The sequence below is a fragment of the Acinetobacter sp. NBRC 110496 genome, from assembly GCF_000876115.1.
In the GTDB taxonomy this organism is placed as follows: domain Bacteria; phylum Pseudomonadota; class Gammaproteobacteria; order Pseudomonadales; family Moraxellaceae; genus Acinetobacter.
The window spans coordinates 1-16,577 of the sequence record NZ_BBTF01000066.1 but is presented as its reverse complement, the minus strand read 5'-3'; the positions used below and the strand labels follow the sequence as shown (position 1 = coordinate 16,577).

The window sequence follows — 16,577 nt, the reverse complement described above, 5'->3', positions numbered from 1 at the left end:
AAAATTCAATATTAGATCTGCAGAGAAAAACTTATCAAACTAAGTATTGGCTAGTCTTTTTCTTCGAAAAACTTATCAAACGAAGTATTAAGTTAATCTTTTTCTTCAACTTCTTCCTTAAACTCAAACAAATCATTCATCGTACAGTTAAAGTACTTACACAACTTATCGGCGACTGGTAATTCAATACGTACAGCACGGTCATAATACATACTTGTGAGCGTGTTGCGATTGATACCTGTTGCATGCACCACTTCACTTAATTTTAAAATTTTTCTATCGCCCATGAGGCTAGATAACTTACAAGTAATCATATTTAAATTAATTTACAAAAAATAACTTGCTGTGGGTTATTTAAAGTTGTTGACTGAGTAATACTTTGCTAAAATTAACCTACAGCAGGTTATTACAACTTATAGAAAGTATATTTTATCCATTTCAACTAAATTATAACTTTTTAAATATAAGGATTGAACCTGCATTAGATTATTTTGTGGAGATGACCGCCGTGTTACCAAATGAGTTATTGATCAGCCAGCAAGCTCGTGACTTAGGAAATCAATTAATTAAAGAAATGAACATCAATAGAAGTTATGGAATGGCTAATTTTCTTGGAGTAAATACTTGCTATGATAATCATCAGGCTGTACTTATTTGGACATTTCAACTGCTTGAAAGGGAACCTGCCTTAAATGAATTAGCAGAAATTAAAAAATATTTTCTTTTAATCTTTCCAGATAGTGTTTATCAATTAGCCTAAGTTGTTTTTAAAATTAATTTATTAAATAAAAAGCACTAAATCAAAGAAAGCTTTATTTAAAAATACCTATTAATTCAAAAACATACCATTTACTGAATATATGAAGCATAGGTTCCTGCTCTATCACTCACTCGTACTAAAATTACATCGCTCTTTTTACTGATACTAAACAATTTATGTCCACGCCACGTTCTGCGGCTTCGAGGGCTAGTTTTTGTTGAACCACTGAGAACAAGGACAACAAACTGCCTACTATATTTTCCCGGAGAGTGGTGTAGGAACTTTTTCATTATTGCTAATCATATCAGCGACAACATCAGCAACGAGCTCCTCTATTCCTGAGAATGCTTTAGACTGATCCGCATCAAGCCAAGACAATGATGGAAACTCAGCACACAACCCAACATACTCATTATATTCTGCTGACCATGTAACACGGCAAGTATATTGTTTACTATCCATTTGAAACCCCATAATGTTTTAAGTCTATGTATAAAAGTACGATTTTCACTTAGCAGTACTTAAATAATCACCCCACCACTGCATCATTTCAGTCCGCTGGGCTAAATAGTCAGCGTGATTATAGCTGGCACGGGTACGGTTCTTATCAATATGTGAAAGTTGTGCCTCAATCCAGTTATCCTGGAACAAACCTGAGTCATTCAAAATGGTACTAAAAGTGGAACGTAGTCCATGAGAGGATAATTGATGTTTTCCATAGCCCATCTTACGTATAGCCATATTTAATGTATTAAAATGAATCGGTTGATTATGTTTCCGTGGGCTAGCAAAAATGTACTTTTCACCGTATGACCATTGCATGACGTCTTTTAAAATATCTAAAGCCTGATCTGAAAGTGGAACTAAGAAGTCGGGAATCTCATGGCCTAATATGACTTTTCGTCGAAACTGTTTAATATGCAAGGCAGGTATTTTCCAGATTTTTTCATTTAAATCAAAATGATGAGGCTCAGCCAATAACAATTCAGCCCCTCGCACGCCAGTATGTAATTTGAACAGCAGTGCTTTTTTAATAATCGGATGGGCATCCAATTTTAATAAATTTTTCTTAAAATCTGATATATCCTCCGCTTTCAAATACGGATAATTCTTCTTGATTTTACTGTTAATGGCGATTTTATTTAAACCATGCGCGATGTTGAATTCACAATAACCCATCGCTACAGCGTAGTCATAAATTTGGTTCAAATAACTACAAGCTTTCTTGACAGGTTCTTTTACTTGGCGTCCCTCTATTTTTTTGATTACTGAAACCAGGTCATAACGCTTGATGTTTTGAAAAGGTAAATCCTGAAGGTCTGGATAAATATCTTGCTGTAAACATCTTTCTGCTAACTGTAGTACACCGCAGCGGGGTGAATCATTAAATGCATTTTTCAGTTTGAACTGCAGCCACTCCTCCCCTACCTTACGAAAGGTGATGACATTAGAGACAGTATCATGCTCAAAACAATAATTATTGTCTTTAAAGTCATCTTTGACTTGTCGTGCCTTTTTCAGCGATAAATCAGGATAAAGCCCCAACTGAATGCGGCGACGTTTTTTTGTTTGTGGATCTGTATAGCGATAGCACCAAGATTTTCTTCCAGTCGGCTCAATCTTCAGGCTAAGTCCATCTTCATCGGATAAAAAACAAGTTTTTTCCTTGCAATGAGCTTGGCGAACTTTAATTTCAGTAAGACTCATGAAATTTAAATGAAACCTATCAGCGGATTGACGAGATCCATTATATCAAAATAGAAGAAAATATATATGATGCGTACACTACGCATCATATATATTTGTAATATATTGTTTTATATATTTAATATTTTAAGTACTTGTATTTTAGTAACCATTATAAGTACCACCTCTTCTTTAAGTTCCCAACAACTCACTTTTTCTGTCATCAATGTTAAATAAGTCTTGTGCTTTAAATTCTTAGATGACCTCCTCTACCCTTTATTATCATTTTTATAAAAGTAACTATATGTACTCATTAAAATTTGTAGAGCTCAAAAACAAAAAAGACCGCTATATAGCAGTCTTTTAACTTAATTAAATAATAATTAATTCATTTTCATCATAAGTGCATAAGCATCACGTTTGTTTTGACGCAATGATTCTATCTCGGACTTCGTCAGCTGTTTTACGAGAGTTGAGGATATACTTTGCTTCCCACTCTGTGAGCCTTTCGAAATCGTACCCGTAAATCGATTTCCACCATGCTTCAAGATTACCATATACATCCCTCAATTGCTGAAGAGTTTCTTTACTTAGAGCTAATTGTGATGAGTATTGTTTACCCGTCAGTGCATATGCTCCAATAACTTTATTCGTCCCAGTTGTTTCAATATGACCTTTTAATGCTGCAAAAGTACCACCTTGGGTCTGGGTATCATCAACAATAATAACACATTTATCATTGTTTATTGTCCCATCAAATGCTGGTGGGTTGGCTAATCTATGCCACCCATCACCGCCAGTTCTTGATACTTTTATAGCTTGAACTATATTCGTATCAACTTCAAGCCCAAGTTTCTTTGCTATAACTGCTGAAGTAGCTAAAGGAATCATATTACGACCGACTGCTTCCTCAGCATGTACAGGTACTATAATAGTTTCCCGACCATCGATAATTCTTTCTAGTTCAGCAATCGCCTCATCCGAAACTAAATCTTTAGCTAAAATATACGCACTTTCAACATCCCCTGCTTTAGCAGCTTCATACATGTAATGAGAGGTTGCATCTCCAAGACCACGGTCAATAACCGTTTTAGGAAACATATTCCAATCTGTGCGATATAACTTCATATTTTTAAATAAGTTTTAATGATGGCTAGCATTAAATTTTACACTAAATTTACCGCTAGCATCTCTTGGATATTATTTTTCGTATCAGGCAGCACTCTCAAAAGCCGTTTGTTTGGACAGTCCCCATGATCATACACGAGGCAGCTTCAAATACTTATGGGCCCATCCTATCCAGTTGTATCTTCTTGCATCACATGAATATTGTATACTCATTTTGACTACTTGAAAATTATGGAACAACGTCAATAAAAACAATAACTCTAGAGTCTTTAGTCGACATTCCTAAAAAGGTAAATTCAACATTTCTTTCCATATCATTTCTTTGTGTCTCTGGATGAACAAAAGAAACATAGCTTATTTCAAAGAATCGGGCTAGGGTTTTTATGCCAATGATTTTGTTCTCTTCATTAGCAATTAAAACATCTAATTCCAGATCAAACTCTTCTAATTATTTAATTAAATCTTTAACTTTCATTTTACTATCAACCTCTATGAATTATTTAAAAAATTAGCACAATGAAACTTGTGAAAAAAATGGATTTGAACAAAATTTTTTAGCAAAAAAAGCATAGCAACCAGAAAAATCTTTCCAGCAATCAACAAAAATATCCCCGTGTGCTTCCAGTTTACAACATTTTGACTACCACACTGCCCACAGTAGTAATAATAGCCTTTGATACGGCCACCGCATTCAGGACAATTTTTATGATTAATGAATAAGTTACTCAACGTCTCTTCTCCAAAATTCTTATTATCAAGTTGTAAGTGAAGATAGCACACATTTATAAAAATGTCTTTTTTAAAACATCAAAAGATGTTATAAAAAAGACATTCGCTACTTTAGGATAACTTTTAAGATGAATTTAAATCTCCTTGATGAAGAATCAATCCAACCTTCTGAACCCACGCCATGTGATTTTTTCAAAGGTGAAAATGCTATCAAAAAAGCTAAACAGTTAGGATTACCTGATCTCGAGTTAGTCAGAAACGCAATTATGATCGGTGATGCTGACTATAGAACAAATACTCACTATAACCGTGCACGCTTTATTGCACGATGGGGAAAAATTGGAGAACAGATTGCTTTACTGCTTCGACAATCTGATCCTGCTTGGATATTCCACAATGACAGCCAGCCAAGAATTGAGAATACAGTAAAGAAAATACAAATTATCTTTATGAGCGGGAATATTGCATTGGGGTTAGCTGATCAAGTTGTATCAGCACACTGTGAAAAAGGATTAATGACATTAAATAATATTAAGGAGAATCAGTCTGCTTATGATGATGAGACAAAATTGAGAACATGGATTTTATACTTTCCTTCAGCATCACATCCAGCCTATAAAGACATTGATATCCCAAATATTCCTTTTGAATTTGCATACCCAACTAGCTTCGTACAGGACTTAAAAGCGAAAAAAATTTCAATTTTACCAAGTGACCATACTTGCAGAATTGCATTTGAAATAGATAATACAGTTCCTGTAAAAACTGATCCTAAGCCAGTATTGGAACCATCTAATGAAATTAAACCAGATGATTTTGATATTCAGCTTGTAGTTTAATCTGAGGTTAATGTGTTTAATAAAGATCGTTTACGTATTGCTAAAGAATTACGAGGACTTAGCAATACCGATTTCGCAGAAAAATTGAGTTGCTCTATCTCTAAGGTAAAGCAACTTTTAGACGTGGATAAAGAAATCAATGAAAATGATCAAGATGATATATGCCGTGTATTAAATTTACCCAAGTCATTCTTTGCAGGTAATGACACACAACCACATGAAACAGACCAAATCTTCTATAGATCGGTTGCTCGTATTAAAGCACAGCATAGAAAAGCTAATGAGGCATATACTCTTTTAGCAATAAATATTAACAAGTACTTAAATCAGAAAGTAAAGTTACCTACTTTTCACCGTCCTGATTTAGATATTACTGAGTTTTTGGGTGAATCTAAGTATGCCGATCACCTAGCGTCAGAGTTGAGAGGTTTATGGGCTTTAGGTAATCAACCGATTAATAACATTGTTTCGTTGTGTGAGCTAAAGGGAATCCGTGTCTTTAGATTACCGACTGAAATTCGAGAAATTGATGCACTATCTTTTTTTGATGATGAAAGTGGTAGCCCTTTCATATTTCTAAATACATTTAAGTCTGCCGAAAGAGCCCGCTTCGATTGTGCACACGAACTTGGTCATATCGTTATGCATACGCATAACAAAAAAATTCGTGTCGAGAAAGATAATCGTGTTCTCGAAACTGAAGCGGATCAATTTTCATCTGAATTTTTAATGCCAACAGATGCATTTCTTTCTACTGCTCCACGCTATTTTTCACTAGAAAATATGATTGAGTATAAAAAGATTTGGCGAACATCCCTGAAGGCTATTAACTATAAAGCTCACAAGCTGGGATTAGTTAGTGATTGGGTTAATCGTAGTAACTCTATAAAGATCAATTCGTTGGGCTACAACATTAATGAACCTGAAGAAACTCATCGAGATGAGAGTTTGATGTTGCCCAAAATTATCTCTGTTTTAGCCTCACAACCATCTTTTGATAAAAATAAAATGCTTGATGAAATTGGAATCTCTGAAGAAGATTTTAATCAATTAACATTTGATGCTTTAGCTAAAGTTGAGCCCCCGAAGAAAAAACATAAGTTATATATTGTCGAGTAATACAAACCTTCCTTAAAAATAATGCGCCTTACGGCGCACTATTTATGCAAAATCCTGATTAATTTTTTTATGACTTCACGCCCAACGTAGTTTTGCATCCCATAAGTCATGACGCGGACATTGACCACAGTGATGATCAGGCGACCAAAGCAGGTTGGATACAGGCGAGTCTTGAGAAGATTAAGAGTACGCCTTTTGCGCTAGAGCCTAAGCACCTGACACACTAGATGTACCCGAAAAGGGGCTAGTGAGACTAACGGACACGTTAGCTGGTGGATATGCGATGCAATTGATCTAAATTAATTTCAAAGCACCAGAACCGGCTCAGTTGTGCCCAAAGCGGATGTTCGCAAAAAATAATCTTCTCTTGATACCGCAGATTAAAGTGGATGTTCGATATGGCCTTTTAAAGGTAGAAAACTTAGTATTTAGACGCCTACCTTCTAGAGAAATAACGCAAATGAATAAAATGCTACCATCAACTTAAAATCATGATATGTCACGGCAAACTTCACACTTTCTAACTGTTGGCATAAACAACATACCATCCATCTACTGAAGTAGAAATTTTTTGAAATGTGCCGATGGTGTATTTTCAAGCATATTGCTACGACAAATAACGTAAAGATTTTTGTAGGGGGTGATCCCTTCAATTTTAACGCTTCTTAGTCGACCACTCTCGCACTCATCGACCACAGACGAAGAGATCACCAATGAAATACCCAAGCCTGCCTGTACTGCCCGTTTAACCGCCTCTGTGCTTCCAAGCTGCATAGATACACCAATAGAATCTGCCACGCTTCCGAAAAAATGCTGTAACAGACGCCCTGTGCCGCTACTTGTTTCTCCCCCCAGCAATTTCTCTCCCTTCAGCCAATCTAATGGAATACTCGCCAATTTGGCCCACGGATGCTCCACCGGCACAATCACAGCTAGTTCTTCACTTCGCCAAACGCATGCATCAAATCCCTCTCGTTGATCCCACCATTCCATAATGGCCACATCGACTTCAAAGTTTTCCAGTTTTTTCACAATGGTAAGATTATCGCCAATGACTACATCAAAATTGCAAGTTGCTGTTTTCTTGAACCGCCTCAAGTGCGGTGGCAATACATAGATGCCGATATTCGAGCTCGCGCCTATTACAAGACGATTTGTGTCGAATAATGCGCACGCTCTGGATCCGGTGCGCACTAGGTTTTCCGCATAAGGCAAAAACACTTTGCCTTCCTCTGTGAGCGTACAACCTGCGTTGTTTCGCACAATCAGATTGACACTCAGCGACTCTTCTAGGCGCCTAACATGCTGAGTCACAGCTGACTGTGAGAGCCCTGTGTGCTTGGCTGCTTCACGAAAGCCACCCCGATTCACGACAGCCAGAAAAGTAACTACGCGTTCAAGATTGATCAATTAACGCCTTCCAAAATTGGATTATTGATAGCATCGGATGGCCTTTGGCCGGTCAGTGCCTGTAAGATATTATTGGCTGCTAGTTTCTCGATTTCGAAACGCACGTCGTCGACCGCAGACCCCAAATGTGGGGTGAAAAATGTTTGCGCTGTATTGGTCAGTAACTCCTGCGGAATAGCTGTTGGCCTATCAACACGGATCCACTCTTCCAATTCGAAAACATCTGCCGCATAACCCGCCAATTTTCCAGATTCAAGTGCTTCGGCAACAGCTAATTCATCGACAACTGAACCACGACACGCATTGATCAAGTAGCTTCCTGTGCGCATTGTGCCAATTGTTTCTGCATTCAATAAGTGCAAAGTTTGCGGCGTCATTGGCAGCATAGGTACAACAAAGTCACTGCTACTTAATAATTCATCGAGACTCACCTGTCGTGCATTCCAGGCCTTTTCCTGCTCTTGATTCAAGGCGATGTCATCGCAATAAAGCACCCGCATATCAAAACTCGATAAGCGCTTCGCAATCGCTCGCCCGACCGCACCCATACCGATGATTCCGAGTGTGCGTCCTGTTAAACCCGTTCCGTATAGTTCCGGTCTCCACCCGTTAAATCCGTGAGTTCGGATACGGCGATCCCCCTCGGCCAGATGGCGAGTCAGGCCAAGAAGCAATCCAATTGTCAGCTCCGCCGTTGGGATGGTCAGAAGGTCCGGCACGATGCTGAACCAAATACCACGGCGGGTACAAGCATCGACATCAAAGTTGTCATAGCCTTTGAGTGCTGCACCTACAATCTTCAATTTAGGGCAGGACGCAAGAAAATCATCATCGATACTGTCAGGCATGAATACCATCAGTGCGTCAGCATCCTTTGCTCTCTCCAGCAATTCTGCGCGCGACATAGTATCGCGGGTCATGTTGGGAACGACATCCGCAACAGATTGTAAATAATCGATAATTTCAGGATGAACCCAGTGGGTAAGAACTATTTTTTGTTTCATGTGGACCCTCATGTGTATACCGGATTTTTTATATGGGTTAGCTACTTGAACTTGCGACGCAAGAATGAACTGAATGTATCAACTAGCGTCACCATCCCAAGAATGACCAGCAATATCGCGGATACTTCTTGGTATTGCATAAGACGCAGCGATCCTATCAACTCGAAACCTATACCGCCGGCACCGACCATTCCCATCACCGTTGAGGCGCGAAAATTGTATTCCCACCGATAAATCGCGGTGTCGGCCATTTGCGGTAATACTTGCGGAAAAATGCCATGAAATATCACTTGTAGCGGGCTGCAACCTGCGGCCTGCGCAGCTTCAACTGGTGCTTGATCTGTATGCTCAATCGCTTCCGCAAAAAACTTAGCGATCATGCCGATTGAGTGCAGGCCTAATGCCAACACACCCGGCAGTGCACCAAAGCCGACAGCTGCCACGAAAACTATACCCATAATAAGCTCAGGAACAGATCTCAACACATTTAACAGAGCACGCGCAGCCTGATAGACCGCTGGATGTGGACTGGTATTGCGTGCAGCCAAAATACCCAAGGGCACGGACAAAAGCACAGCGATGGCGGTTCCAGCAATACTCATGGCTAAGGTATCGAGCACTGGCTTGACCCATGCTCTCCACTCACTAAAGTTGGGAGGGAACATCTCACCAATGAGACTAACAAGACTTGGCACGCCTTCGCCTAAACGCTCACCATCAAATAGACCAACGTAATACCAACATCCGACGACAATAGCTAAAATCAATATCACATACCTAACTACTCGATTCCAGCTTTGGCGCTGCTCTGACAATATGGCTTCGAAGTTCGTATTCATTGTAGAGACCTCAAAAAATTAGAACTTGGAAAAATCTAGCTTTAGCAAACTACCTAAATCACGCACGACATCGTAATCCTTATCTGTTACAGGCCCGAATCCTTCAGCCTTGAATGGTTTCAACACGTTCGGATCTTTCAAATCGAGGAAGGCAGCACGAATTTTTTCTTTAAGCTCTGGTTTTAAGTTAGAGCGCATAGCCCATGGGTACTGAGGAAACGGTTTTGACTCCGCTAAGACCTTCACTTTGTTTAGATCGATCAAGCCGCTCAGAACGAGCGATTTGAAAATGGGCTTGCTCAGACCACCGGCCTGCGCGTGTCCATTCTGAACTGCCATCGCCACTGCATCGTGAGCGCCTACGAAATGCTCCTTGTAATCCGTTCCGGCAAATAATCCTTTATCAGCAAGCATTGATTTGGGGATCAGGTGGCTGGATGTAGAGGCCTTGTCACCCCAGGCAACGGCTTTTTTCTTGATATCTGTGATGTTGTTGATGCCCGCCGCCTTATTCACAATTAGCACTGACTGATAAGTTGTTGTGCCTTTTTGTTGCATTGCTGCAAATGGTTCAATCTTACTTTTCTGTTTGGCCAATACATAAGACAAGGGCCCAAAATATGCAAGATCAATACGACCGAACCGCATTGCTTCAATCATTGATGAATAGTCAGTGGTAACAATAAGCTCAATCTTTTTGCCCAGAGCTTTTTCAAGATACATCTCTAGAGGCTTATTATTTTTAATGACGGTTGATGCATTTTCATCAGGCAAGAGAGCAACTTTTAATGTGCCGGGGTCAGGATTAGGTGCGGCATATGTGACACTACCTAAGAGGCTAAACAATATTAGAGCCAGTACAGCGAATAGCTTTTTCATGGTTATTTCTCCTCAGTTCTTAAGTTAAACAATGGTTATGAGTAATATTTGGAATGTTTGAATTCAATTGCGCTTTTTGTTCATAGAGTTCAGTTACATGCGTTTGTGTCAGAGCCGCTGGTATTGCATCGAACACAACCTTGCCATGAGCCAGACCGACGATTCGGTCAGCATAGCGTTTAGCGAGATCGACTTGATGTAGGCTGACTACAGCGGTTATGCCGTCTTCTTTGCATATCTGGTGTAAGAGCGCCAAGACTTTGTTGGCGGTTGCTGGATCAAGGCTTGCCACAGGCTCGTCTGCCAAAACAAGTGCCGGTCGCTGCGCTAATGCCCGAGCTATACCCACGCGTTGTTGCTGACCGCCACTTAACTCATCCACTCGTGAGAGTGCTTTGTGAAGTAGCCCAACGCGGTCAAGGCTGTGTAATCCAATAGATTGATCCTCCTTCGATAGAGGAAAAAGAGTACGAAGCGTCGAGTGATAACCTAGTCTACCCATTAGCACATTTTGCAAAACAGAAAGTCGACCAATTAATTGATGCTGCTGGAATATCATGCCAGTACGCCGACGATGCTCTTGCAATATTTTTTTGTCCAACAATGAACCTAACATTGTAATGTTTATATTGCCGTTAGTGGGTTTTTGCATCAGGTTAAGACAACGGAGCATTGTTGATTTGCCTGCACCAGAGGCACCGAGCAACACTGAAAACTGTCCCTGTTGAAACGTGAGTGAAGTTGGATGCAACGCAATCATTTGTCCGTACTGGACGGTAATATTTTGAAGTTGAATCATTGCTGCCAGACCCTCGTTGTTGTAATCAATCTTTATTTTTGATTACGAAATCAGATAATGAGGTGAGCATAACGACTCAATGTTACAGTTTTATTGCGAGCAATTAGCAATCGCACTCAAACGCTTGGCTATAAGACTTCCAATTGGTATGCAGTGAGGCGCCGGTAATTGGCGGAGCTAGCTGGGAGGGGTTTAGCAGGATTTTAAGGCACACCCTGGCGTCCGCTTCTGGCCGAACGCAGCTGGAAGGCTCAAAATAGGTCGAGACACATTAAAATTACGTCACTACTCATAAGTGGCGATTATGTAAAATCGTTTGCGTGGCTTTTAACCTACTACTAATCAATACAGAGAGTGCTGTGGATAAGTGTCTTTACGGATTCCTTTTACTACAGACTCGTTGAAGTTGTAGCAAAACTCGAAGTACAAATATTTTATTTTTGGTGATGCGCGGCTATTTGAAAAGTAGCGAAGTTGTTGCGCTTTAGTGAGCTGGAATTTGAATAGCAGCATGAAATATGTTTGTTATTTGGACCGCTTTAATGGGTAAAATTCGGCTGGGAGTTTCGCTACAGCCTCGTTAGGCATGGCCATGAAAATATTCCTAGATAGTAATATTGTTAGGCACTCTGCAACTACATATCGCACTATGGATATCTATTTTGGCGGGGGTAACGCATCATTGTCATATCGTCGAAACAGGCAATGAGTCTTGGCGCTTTAAAGAATCGAGTACCAAGGGAATTGCAACAAAGCGAACTAAACCACGACAAACCAAAATAGATCAGGAGGAGTTAGCCATCAATTAATTGAGTTTCACGACTGTAATATTTTAACAACTACGTGGGTCAATTTTAGATGCAAATAGTGGGTCAGTTTTTAGTGACATTTGACAATTGCAGCGTTAAAGTGAACGGATAGCGCGAAGAATGCGGCCATAAAAATAAGTGTGCCGAGCAGACTCATAAGGGCAGGGAGATGCTTTTTAATTTCGTTTTTGTAAATCGTTATTTTGATATGCAACATATGGATCAATCCTGATAAATTAGGCAATACCTGCATGTCAATGCAGATTCATTTTATACGCCAGCAACCCCTTGCTGGCGTTTTTTTTATGGGACTAACCATACCTGTTAATTCTGACAGGTAGTCTCCATAAATCAATCAGTTTTTTCTAGACTAAATTCTTCAGCCGCTTTGTAGTCCGCTTTGATCTTTTGCAATGCCTGAACCATTACAAACCCTGACTGTTCAGCATAGTCACGCACGTATTTTTCGGTAATTTCAGGATGATTTACCGTGATCTCTTTGAATAGCACCGACTCAAAACCCGCAAGCGCGGATATGTTTCGAGGTGGTTTAGGTTTACTGACTTTCTTATGCTCAATTACTGGCTTTTTAGGCACAAAAAAGAATTTTAGCGCATGGACAGTACGTCCTCGCTTCACCTGTTCGTAAGTCACGGTGTAATCGGTGTGTTGATTGATCTGTTCTAGTGCCACATCAACAACCCGTTTTTTTAGATCGAAGATTCGATCATATTTTTCATCAAGCTGGAACATTATTTTTATTTCATTTAACTCTAATGTTCTGTTTCCAATGGAGCGATATTGCATAAAAAGTTCATAAAAACGAATCGCATAAACACTGGTCATTTGCTGAATATATTTACGGTCGTAAGTCGTAAACGGATTATCTTTATTGAATACGGTAAACATGTAAATCACTTCGGCAGGGAATGAAACGTCTATCTGCCCCATGCCATTTTTATACTCCAAACGATACACCCAGCGGCATTTCACAGGATTACCCGCACCACTTGTATAACTAAAATAGCGACCAAAAAGACGATCTACAGCATCCTGCAATCCCTCATAAGCAGTATGGCTTTCAATGCCGCATTCTCGCGCAAATTCGTCCGCCCTAATGGTTAGAACTTCTCCTTCCTTCAAATTTTGCTGTCGCGCTAGACCGCTAGCATGGATGAAAAGTCGCTTTTCAGTGAGCGTCATGCCGTGTATCGCTTCGACCAATTTATTGCTTTGTGCAACGGTACTTAAACCGTATTTCTTTTCCTTAGCCATTAAACGCATCCGTTAAACTATAGCGTTATACTGACTTAATAAAACATTGTCGTCAATAGGTCGGAATCTGTCGTCTTTAAGGTCGGAATCTGTCGTCTTTAAGGTCGGAATCTGTAGTCTTATGGACGCTGTAATCGTTACACTGCAATGGTTACAGGCTGGCTAAAAGCTTTAAAAGCTTTAAAAGCTTTAAAAATATATAAAAGAAATCGCAAAATAATTTAGATCAAAAGCGAAAAAATAGAGCGGCTTTTGAGAAGAAAAACAATGAAATTGCTGTGCCGATTTTCAGCAGAAAATTGGATGCTTTTGAGGAATCAGGAACGAAGAATCACACCCCTCAAAAAAGGGGTGTGATTGGAGAACTACAGAGCAGCAAAAATATGCTGTCCTGTAGACCGAAGTTTTACTGGCATTGCCAACTCAACTTTGGATTTGTACCGCATTACCACAAGTCTCTTAAAACTCAACATCCGCCAAGACGTTGATTCAGGTGAGCTGTCCAGGCCCACCTATTTGGTTTTTCTAGTGCTTCGTACCGCCTTACACCAACAACTTTGGCTTTCGCTCATCAATCGCTTACGTTTTTATTCGCTCGAAATTGACTCAAACGCTACTGACCAAATCTCCCACACTGTAAAATTCACTTATGCCCGATTCAAGATCGGTTTTGGTGAATACGGCTTAAAGTTCACTTGCCAAAGCGAACATATGGCAACCCAGTGTATGAAATGGATGACATTAAAGCTTCGGTTCGGCTTTATGTGGCCAGAGCCGTGAAACGAATGCGGGAAGATGGCTCAATCTGCAAGATGATCGGCGTGTATATCCAAACCAGTCGCTTTGATAAGACAGAGCGCTACTCGCCTTACATCGTCGTTCAAATGCATGAGCATACGGATGATCTACTGCTCATCACCAAGGCCGCGATGAAAGGCATCGATCAGATATTTAAGAAAGGCTTTAAGTATAAAAAGGCGGGAATCGTGCTGCTCGAAATTACAGATCAATCCAAGTTTGTGCCCGATCTATTCACGGACTATTCACATAAGCAAGAGCGAGAAAGGCTTTCAGATGCCATCGAAGCCATCAGTGAACGGTTTGGGAAGAATCTCGTCACGCTAGGCATTGCCAACAATAAAGAAGCCACATGGCACATGAATCAAAACCTTAGATCACCTTCGTATTTAACCAAATGGTCTGACTTACCAAGAGTAGGATAAAAACATGCACTTATTTAAATTAACTGACGAACAACTCGCACAAATTCTTATCCCGAAACGATTTGTACCACCTACTCCACCTGAACATGAAGGCAAGAATATGGTCTATGTATTTGATAGTGAGGATAAGTTTGAACTGACTTATGATGAGCTGGTGGAAATCATTAGCAAAGCTAGAATGGCTGGTCCGAAGTTGATACCTGTCTTAGGCACCGTGAATTAAATTGTGCAGTGTTCGCACGCCACTTGAAACATAACTTGATTGGAAATGAATTTGGGCTGAGAAAAATTCAGTTCAAATTTAACCTGACGGGCACACTAAAAAATGGGTAATTGTCAGATCGAGTTTGGACTACAACACTTTAGCTCATCGATTTACCAAAGTGCTAATCTTTACACTATTGTCTAAAATCCAGTGACCAAATTGTGATGCTAAAGCTTTTAAATTCCCTTTATTATGAATCAAAGTTAGTATGATGCTTTTCATAAAGACAGTTTACTTATAACCAGAGAGATTTTTAAACAATTCCCCTTTTAGTTTGCTTAGGCTATTTCAACCAGAGTTCATCTTTTTGCATCATTTTTAACATTAAATTAAATATAACCAGCGGAGTAACATTTTTTTTGTTAGAGCCGACAACTCTTTGAAAACTAAATTTAACGGTTCGCTCAGGAGCATCCAAATTAACTGGGTAGTTTTGTTTTTCTAAATACAGATGATCTCCTAACATTGGCTCTATACCAGTAATAAAATTAACAATTTGTTGCTCATCACCTTTCATTCGGCATTGAAAATGTAGAAAATTCTTACGCAGTTTTCCAAATAATAATAATATTTTAAGCGCCTTAACCATGTTCTTTTCTTTCAGTGCATCTTGCTGCCTATCATCTTTATAATGAAAATCAAGGAGAGGAATTATTTCATCTGGACGAGTCAGTTTTTTAGCCTTTTCGTAAAGTTCATCAAACCAACTCTCTTCTAAATTCTTACTATAAACATAATTCGTTTTTAAATTAAATTTTTGGCGATCCATCCATTTAGTGCTCATCCATTGACATCGTTGCATCCATTCTTGAGCTTGGGTATCTTCGCTTAAACGACCTTCTCTAAAACTTATCAAACGTTGAAAAGGTGTCAGAGTACTCTTCTCTATACTAAACTTCTTTTCTTGTCGGCCAGCCATCGTAACTGGCTGTGTTTGCTGATAAGAATTAAACCATTTCTGCTGCTGAGTATAACGATTTAGGTTTATGTAGTCTGTACTTGACTTCACTGGACTAAAACACTGTTCTAATACTTTTTTTGAAATGATACACGGCGAATTATAAATTCGATCGACTGCTAATAAATCCAAAACATGAAGGTAATTTGAAGCCGTTTGCTCAATACTGCTATGCCCCATCCAAGAGGCGAGCACCTGCCATTTATGTTGAATAATCTCTTCTTGAGCACGTGCTTTCATACCAAACAATAAATCCCTCATCTTTTTTGCTTTTACCCAAGGACAATCTGTGTAGGTCTTGATCATTTCTTTTGAACCGAGCAAAGTTATTGCTAGATAGTTAGCAGCACTGTGGCGTAATGTATGAAAACTAAAGCCATGATGCATACCTAATATTTGACTAAACAAATCTACTGTAATTTTGCTGATACATTGATCAGTTAATACACGATGATTCACACTAAAAAGTAGATCATCCTGCTGATTAACCAAATATTGCTCATAACGATGTTGTATGTAACGTTGTACTACTAAAAACTCATGTTCTGACAATGCAATTTTCAATGGTATTTGACGATTCGCACTTCGCGTTTTCAGACGGCGATATGAATTGTCTTGGATATGAAGCGTGATATTATTAAAAACTGTATTTTCTTTTTCTTTATAAAGTAGCTCTGGGCAAATAATATCTTGTATTTTAAGACAACGAACTTCATTTAATCGAAGTCCAGTTCTATAACTTAGTAAATACATCAGCTTTAAACAACTCAGATGATCGACCCACTCTGATGCCGTTGGCTCTTGACTTAAATTTTCTAGTTTTTCCCTCTGTACACGACAAATTTCATAGGACCC

General features: G+C 39.3%; 15 protein-coding genes and 2 pseudogenes. 6 read left to right on the top strand and 11 right to left on the bottom strand.

Annotated features, from left to right (window positions below):
- Nucleotides 1–92 precede the first annotated feature (92 nt).
- Nucleotides 93–314, bottom strand: coding sequence for a helix-turn-helix transcriptional regulator (locus Aba26S_RS18680; protein WP_004658364.1), 222 nt, complete (start codon nt 312–314; stop codon nt 93–95).
- Nucleotides 315–508: 194 nt separating this feature from the next.
- On the opposite strand from Aba26S_RS18680, the gene Aba26S_RS18675 reads away from it, so the two are divergent.
- A complete protein-coding gene (locus Aba26S_RS18675; protein WP_004658363.1) occupies nt 509–760 on the top strand; it encodes a hypothetical protein in 252 nt (83 codons plus the stop codon).
- Nucleotides 761–1,012: 252 nt separating this feature from the next.
- On the opposite strand, the gene Aba26S_RS18670 is transcribed toward Aba26S_RS18675, so the two are convergent.
- From Aba26S_RS18670 to Aba26S_RS18660, 3 genes are all read right to left on the bottom strand, one after another.
- The gene (locus Aba26S_RS18670) at nt 1,013–1,234 is read right to left on the bottom strand and encodes a hypothetical protein (RefSeq protein ID WP_001986288.1); all 222 of its coding nucleotides are present in this window, start codon (nt 1,232–1,234) and stop codon (nt 1,013–1,015) included.
- A 33-nt stretch (nt 1,235–1,267) separates the two neighbouring features.
- Nucleotides 1,268–2,467: an integrase arm-type DNA-binding domain-containing protein gene (locus Aba26S_RS18665; protein ID WP_000059658.1), complete on the bottom strand. Its 1,200-nt coding sequence runs from the start codon at nt 2,465–2,467 to the stop codon at nt 1,268–1,270.
- Between the two features lie 393 nt (nt 2,468–2,860).
- Nucleotides 2,861–3,574, bottom strand: a complete 714-nt coding sequence (locus tag Aba26S_RS18660; protein ID WP_001986287.1) for a phosphoribosyltransferase — start codon at nt 3,572–3,574, stop codon at nt 2,861–2,863.
- Nucleotides 3,575–4,431: 857 nt separating this feature from the next.
- Here Aba26S_RS18660 and Aba26S_RS18655 point away from each other — a divergent pair.
- The gene (locus tag Aba26S_RS18655; RefSeq protein WP_001052588.1) at nt 4,432–5,142 is read left to right on the top strand and encodes a hypothetical protein; all 711 of its coding nucleotides are present in this window, start codon (nt 4,432–4,434) and stop codon (nt 5,140–5,142) included.
- Nucleotides 5,143–5,154: 12 nt separating this feature from the next.
- Entirely contained in the window at nt 5,155–6,261 is a 1,107-nt protein-coding gene (locus Aba26S_RS18650; protein WP_000482094.1) for an ImmA/IrrE family metallo-endopeptidase, read from the top strand.
- A gap of 552 nt (nt 6,262–6,813) precedes the next feature.
- Here the strand turns inward: Aba26S_RS18650 and Aba26S_RS18645 are convergent.
- From Aba26S_RS18645 to phnC, 5 genes are read right to left on the bottom strand one after another with little or no spacing between them, the layout of a single operon-like run.
- Nucleotides 6,814–7,671, bottom strand: coding sequence for a LysR family transcriptional regulator (locus tag Aba26S_RS18645; RefSeq protein ID WP_009389225.1), 858 nt, complete (start codon nt 7,669–7,671; stop codon nt 6,814–6,816).
- Complete coding sequence (locus Aba26S_RS18640) at nt 7,668–8,675, bottom strand: phosphonate dehydrogenase (RefSeq protein WP_004757466.1); 1,008 nt, start codon at nt 8,673–8,675, stop codon at nt 7,668–7,670. The genes Aba26S_RS18645 and Aba26S_RS18640 overlap by 4 nt, the downstream gene beginning before the upstream one ends.
- A 41-nt stretch (nt 8,676–8,716) precedes the next feature.
- Complete coding sequence (phnE, locus tag Aba26S_RS18635) at nt 8,717–9,514, bottom strand: phosphonate ABC transporter, permease protein PhnE (protein ID WP_004757464.1); 798 nt, start codon at nt 9,512–9,514, stop codon at nt 8,717–8,719.
- A gap of 18 nt (nt 9,515–9,532) precedes the next feature.
- Nucleotides 9,533–10,393 carry a phosphate/phosphite/phosphonate ABC transporter substrate-binding protein gene (gene phnD, locus Aba26S_RS18630; RefSeq protein ID WP_009389226.1) on the bottom strand — a complete coding sequence of 287 codons (861 nt, stop codon included), beginning with the start codon at nt 10,391–10,393 and terminating at the stop codon, nt 9,533–9,535.
- A 19-nt stretch (nt 10,394–10,412) separates the two neighbouring features.
- Entirely contained in the window at nt 10,413–11,192 is a 780-nt protein-coding gene (phnC, locus tag Aba26S_RS18625) for a phosphonate ABC transporter ATP-binding protein (protein ID WP_009389228.1), read from the bottom strand.
- Between the two features lie 626 nt (nt 11,193–11,818).
- Between phnC and Aba26S_RS21695 the strand changes: the two are divergent.
- A pseudogene (locus Aba26S_RS21695) lies at nt 11,819–11,917 on the top strand (ATPase); the annotation flags it as partial.
- 435 nt (nt 11,918–12,352) lie between these two features.
- Here Aba26S_RS21695 and Aba26S_RS18620 read toward each other — a convergent pair.
- Nucleotides 12,353–13,276, bottom strand: a complete 924-nt coding sequence (locus Aba26S_RS18620; RefSeq protein WP_004777687.1) for a RepB family plasmid replication initiator protein — start codon at nt 13,274–13,276, stop codon at nt 12,353–12,355.
- A 695-nt stretch (nt 13,277–13,971) separates the two neighbouring features.
- Between Aba26S_RS18620 and Aba26S_RS18615 the strand changes: the two are divergent.
- A pseudogene (locus Aba26S_RS18615) lies at nt 13,972–14,499 on the top strand (DUF4113 domain-containing protein); the annotation flags it as partial.
- Nucleotides 14,500–14,503: 4 nt separating this feature from the next.
- Nucleotides 14,504–14,722 carry a hypothetical protein gene (locus Aba26S_RS18610; protein ID WP_000550047.1) on the top strand — a complete coding sequence of 73 codons (219 nt, stop codon included), beginning with the start codon at nt 14,504–14,506 and terminating at the stop codon, nt 14,720–14,722.
- Between the two features lie 325 nt (nt 14,723–15,047).
- On the opposite strand, the gene Aba26S_RS18605 is transcribed toward Aba26S_RS18610, so the two are convergent.
- Nucleotides 15,048–16,577: site-specific integrase (locus Aba26S_RS18605; RefSeq protein WP_043974160.1), on the bottom strand; the 1,530-nt coding region annotated here is incomplete at its 5' end.

Coding starts and splice junctions, on each gene's coding strand:
- Aba26S_RS18680 (WP_004658364.1), bottom strand. CDS start 314: ATGATTACTTGTAAGTTATCTAGCCTCATGGGCGATAGAAAAATTTTA.
- Aba26S_RS18670 (WP_001986288.1), bottom strand. CDS start 1,234: ATGGGGTTTCAAATGGATAGTAAACAATATACTTGCCGTGTTACATGG.
- Aba26S_RS18665 (WP_000059658.1), bottom strand. CDS start 2,467: ATGAGTCTTACTGAAATTAAAGTTCGCCAAGCTCATTGCAAGGAAAAA.
- Aba26S_RS18660 (WP_001986287.1), bottom strand. CDS start 3,574: ATGAAGTTATATCGCACAGATTGGAATATGTTTCCTAAAACGGTTATT.
- Aba26S_RS18655 (WP_001052588.1), top strand. CDS start 4,432: ATGAATTTAAATCTCCTTGATGAAGAATCAATCCAACCTTCTGAACCC.
- Aba26S_RS18640 (WP_004757466.1), bottom strand. CDS start 8,675: ATGAAACAAAAAATAGTTCTTACCCACTGGGTTCATCCTGAAATTATC.
- phnE (WP_004757464.1), bottom strand. CDS start 9,514: ATGAATACGAACTTCGAAGCCATATTGTCAGAGCAGCGCCAAAGCTGG.
- phnD (WP_009389226.1), bottom strand. CDS start 10,393: ATGAAAAAGCTATTCGCTGTACTGGCTCTAATATTGTTTAGCCTCTTA.
- phnC (WP_009389228.1), bottom strand. CDS start 11,192: ATGATTCAACTTCAAAATATTACCGTCCAGTACGGACAAATGATTGCG.
- Aba26S_RS18620 (WP_004777687.1), bottom strand. CDS start 13,276: ATGGCTAAGGAAAAGAAATACGGTTTAAGTACCGTTGCACAAAGCAAT.
- Aba26S_RS18610 (WP_000550047.1), top strand. CDS start 14,504: ATGCACTTATTTAAATTAACTGACGAACAACTCGCACAAATTCTTATC.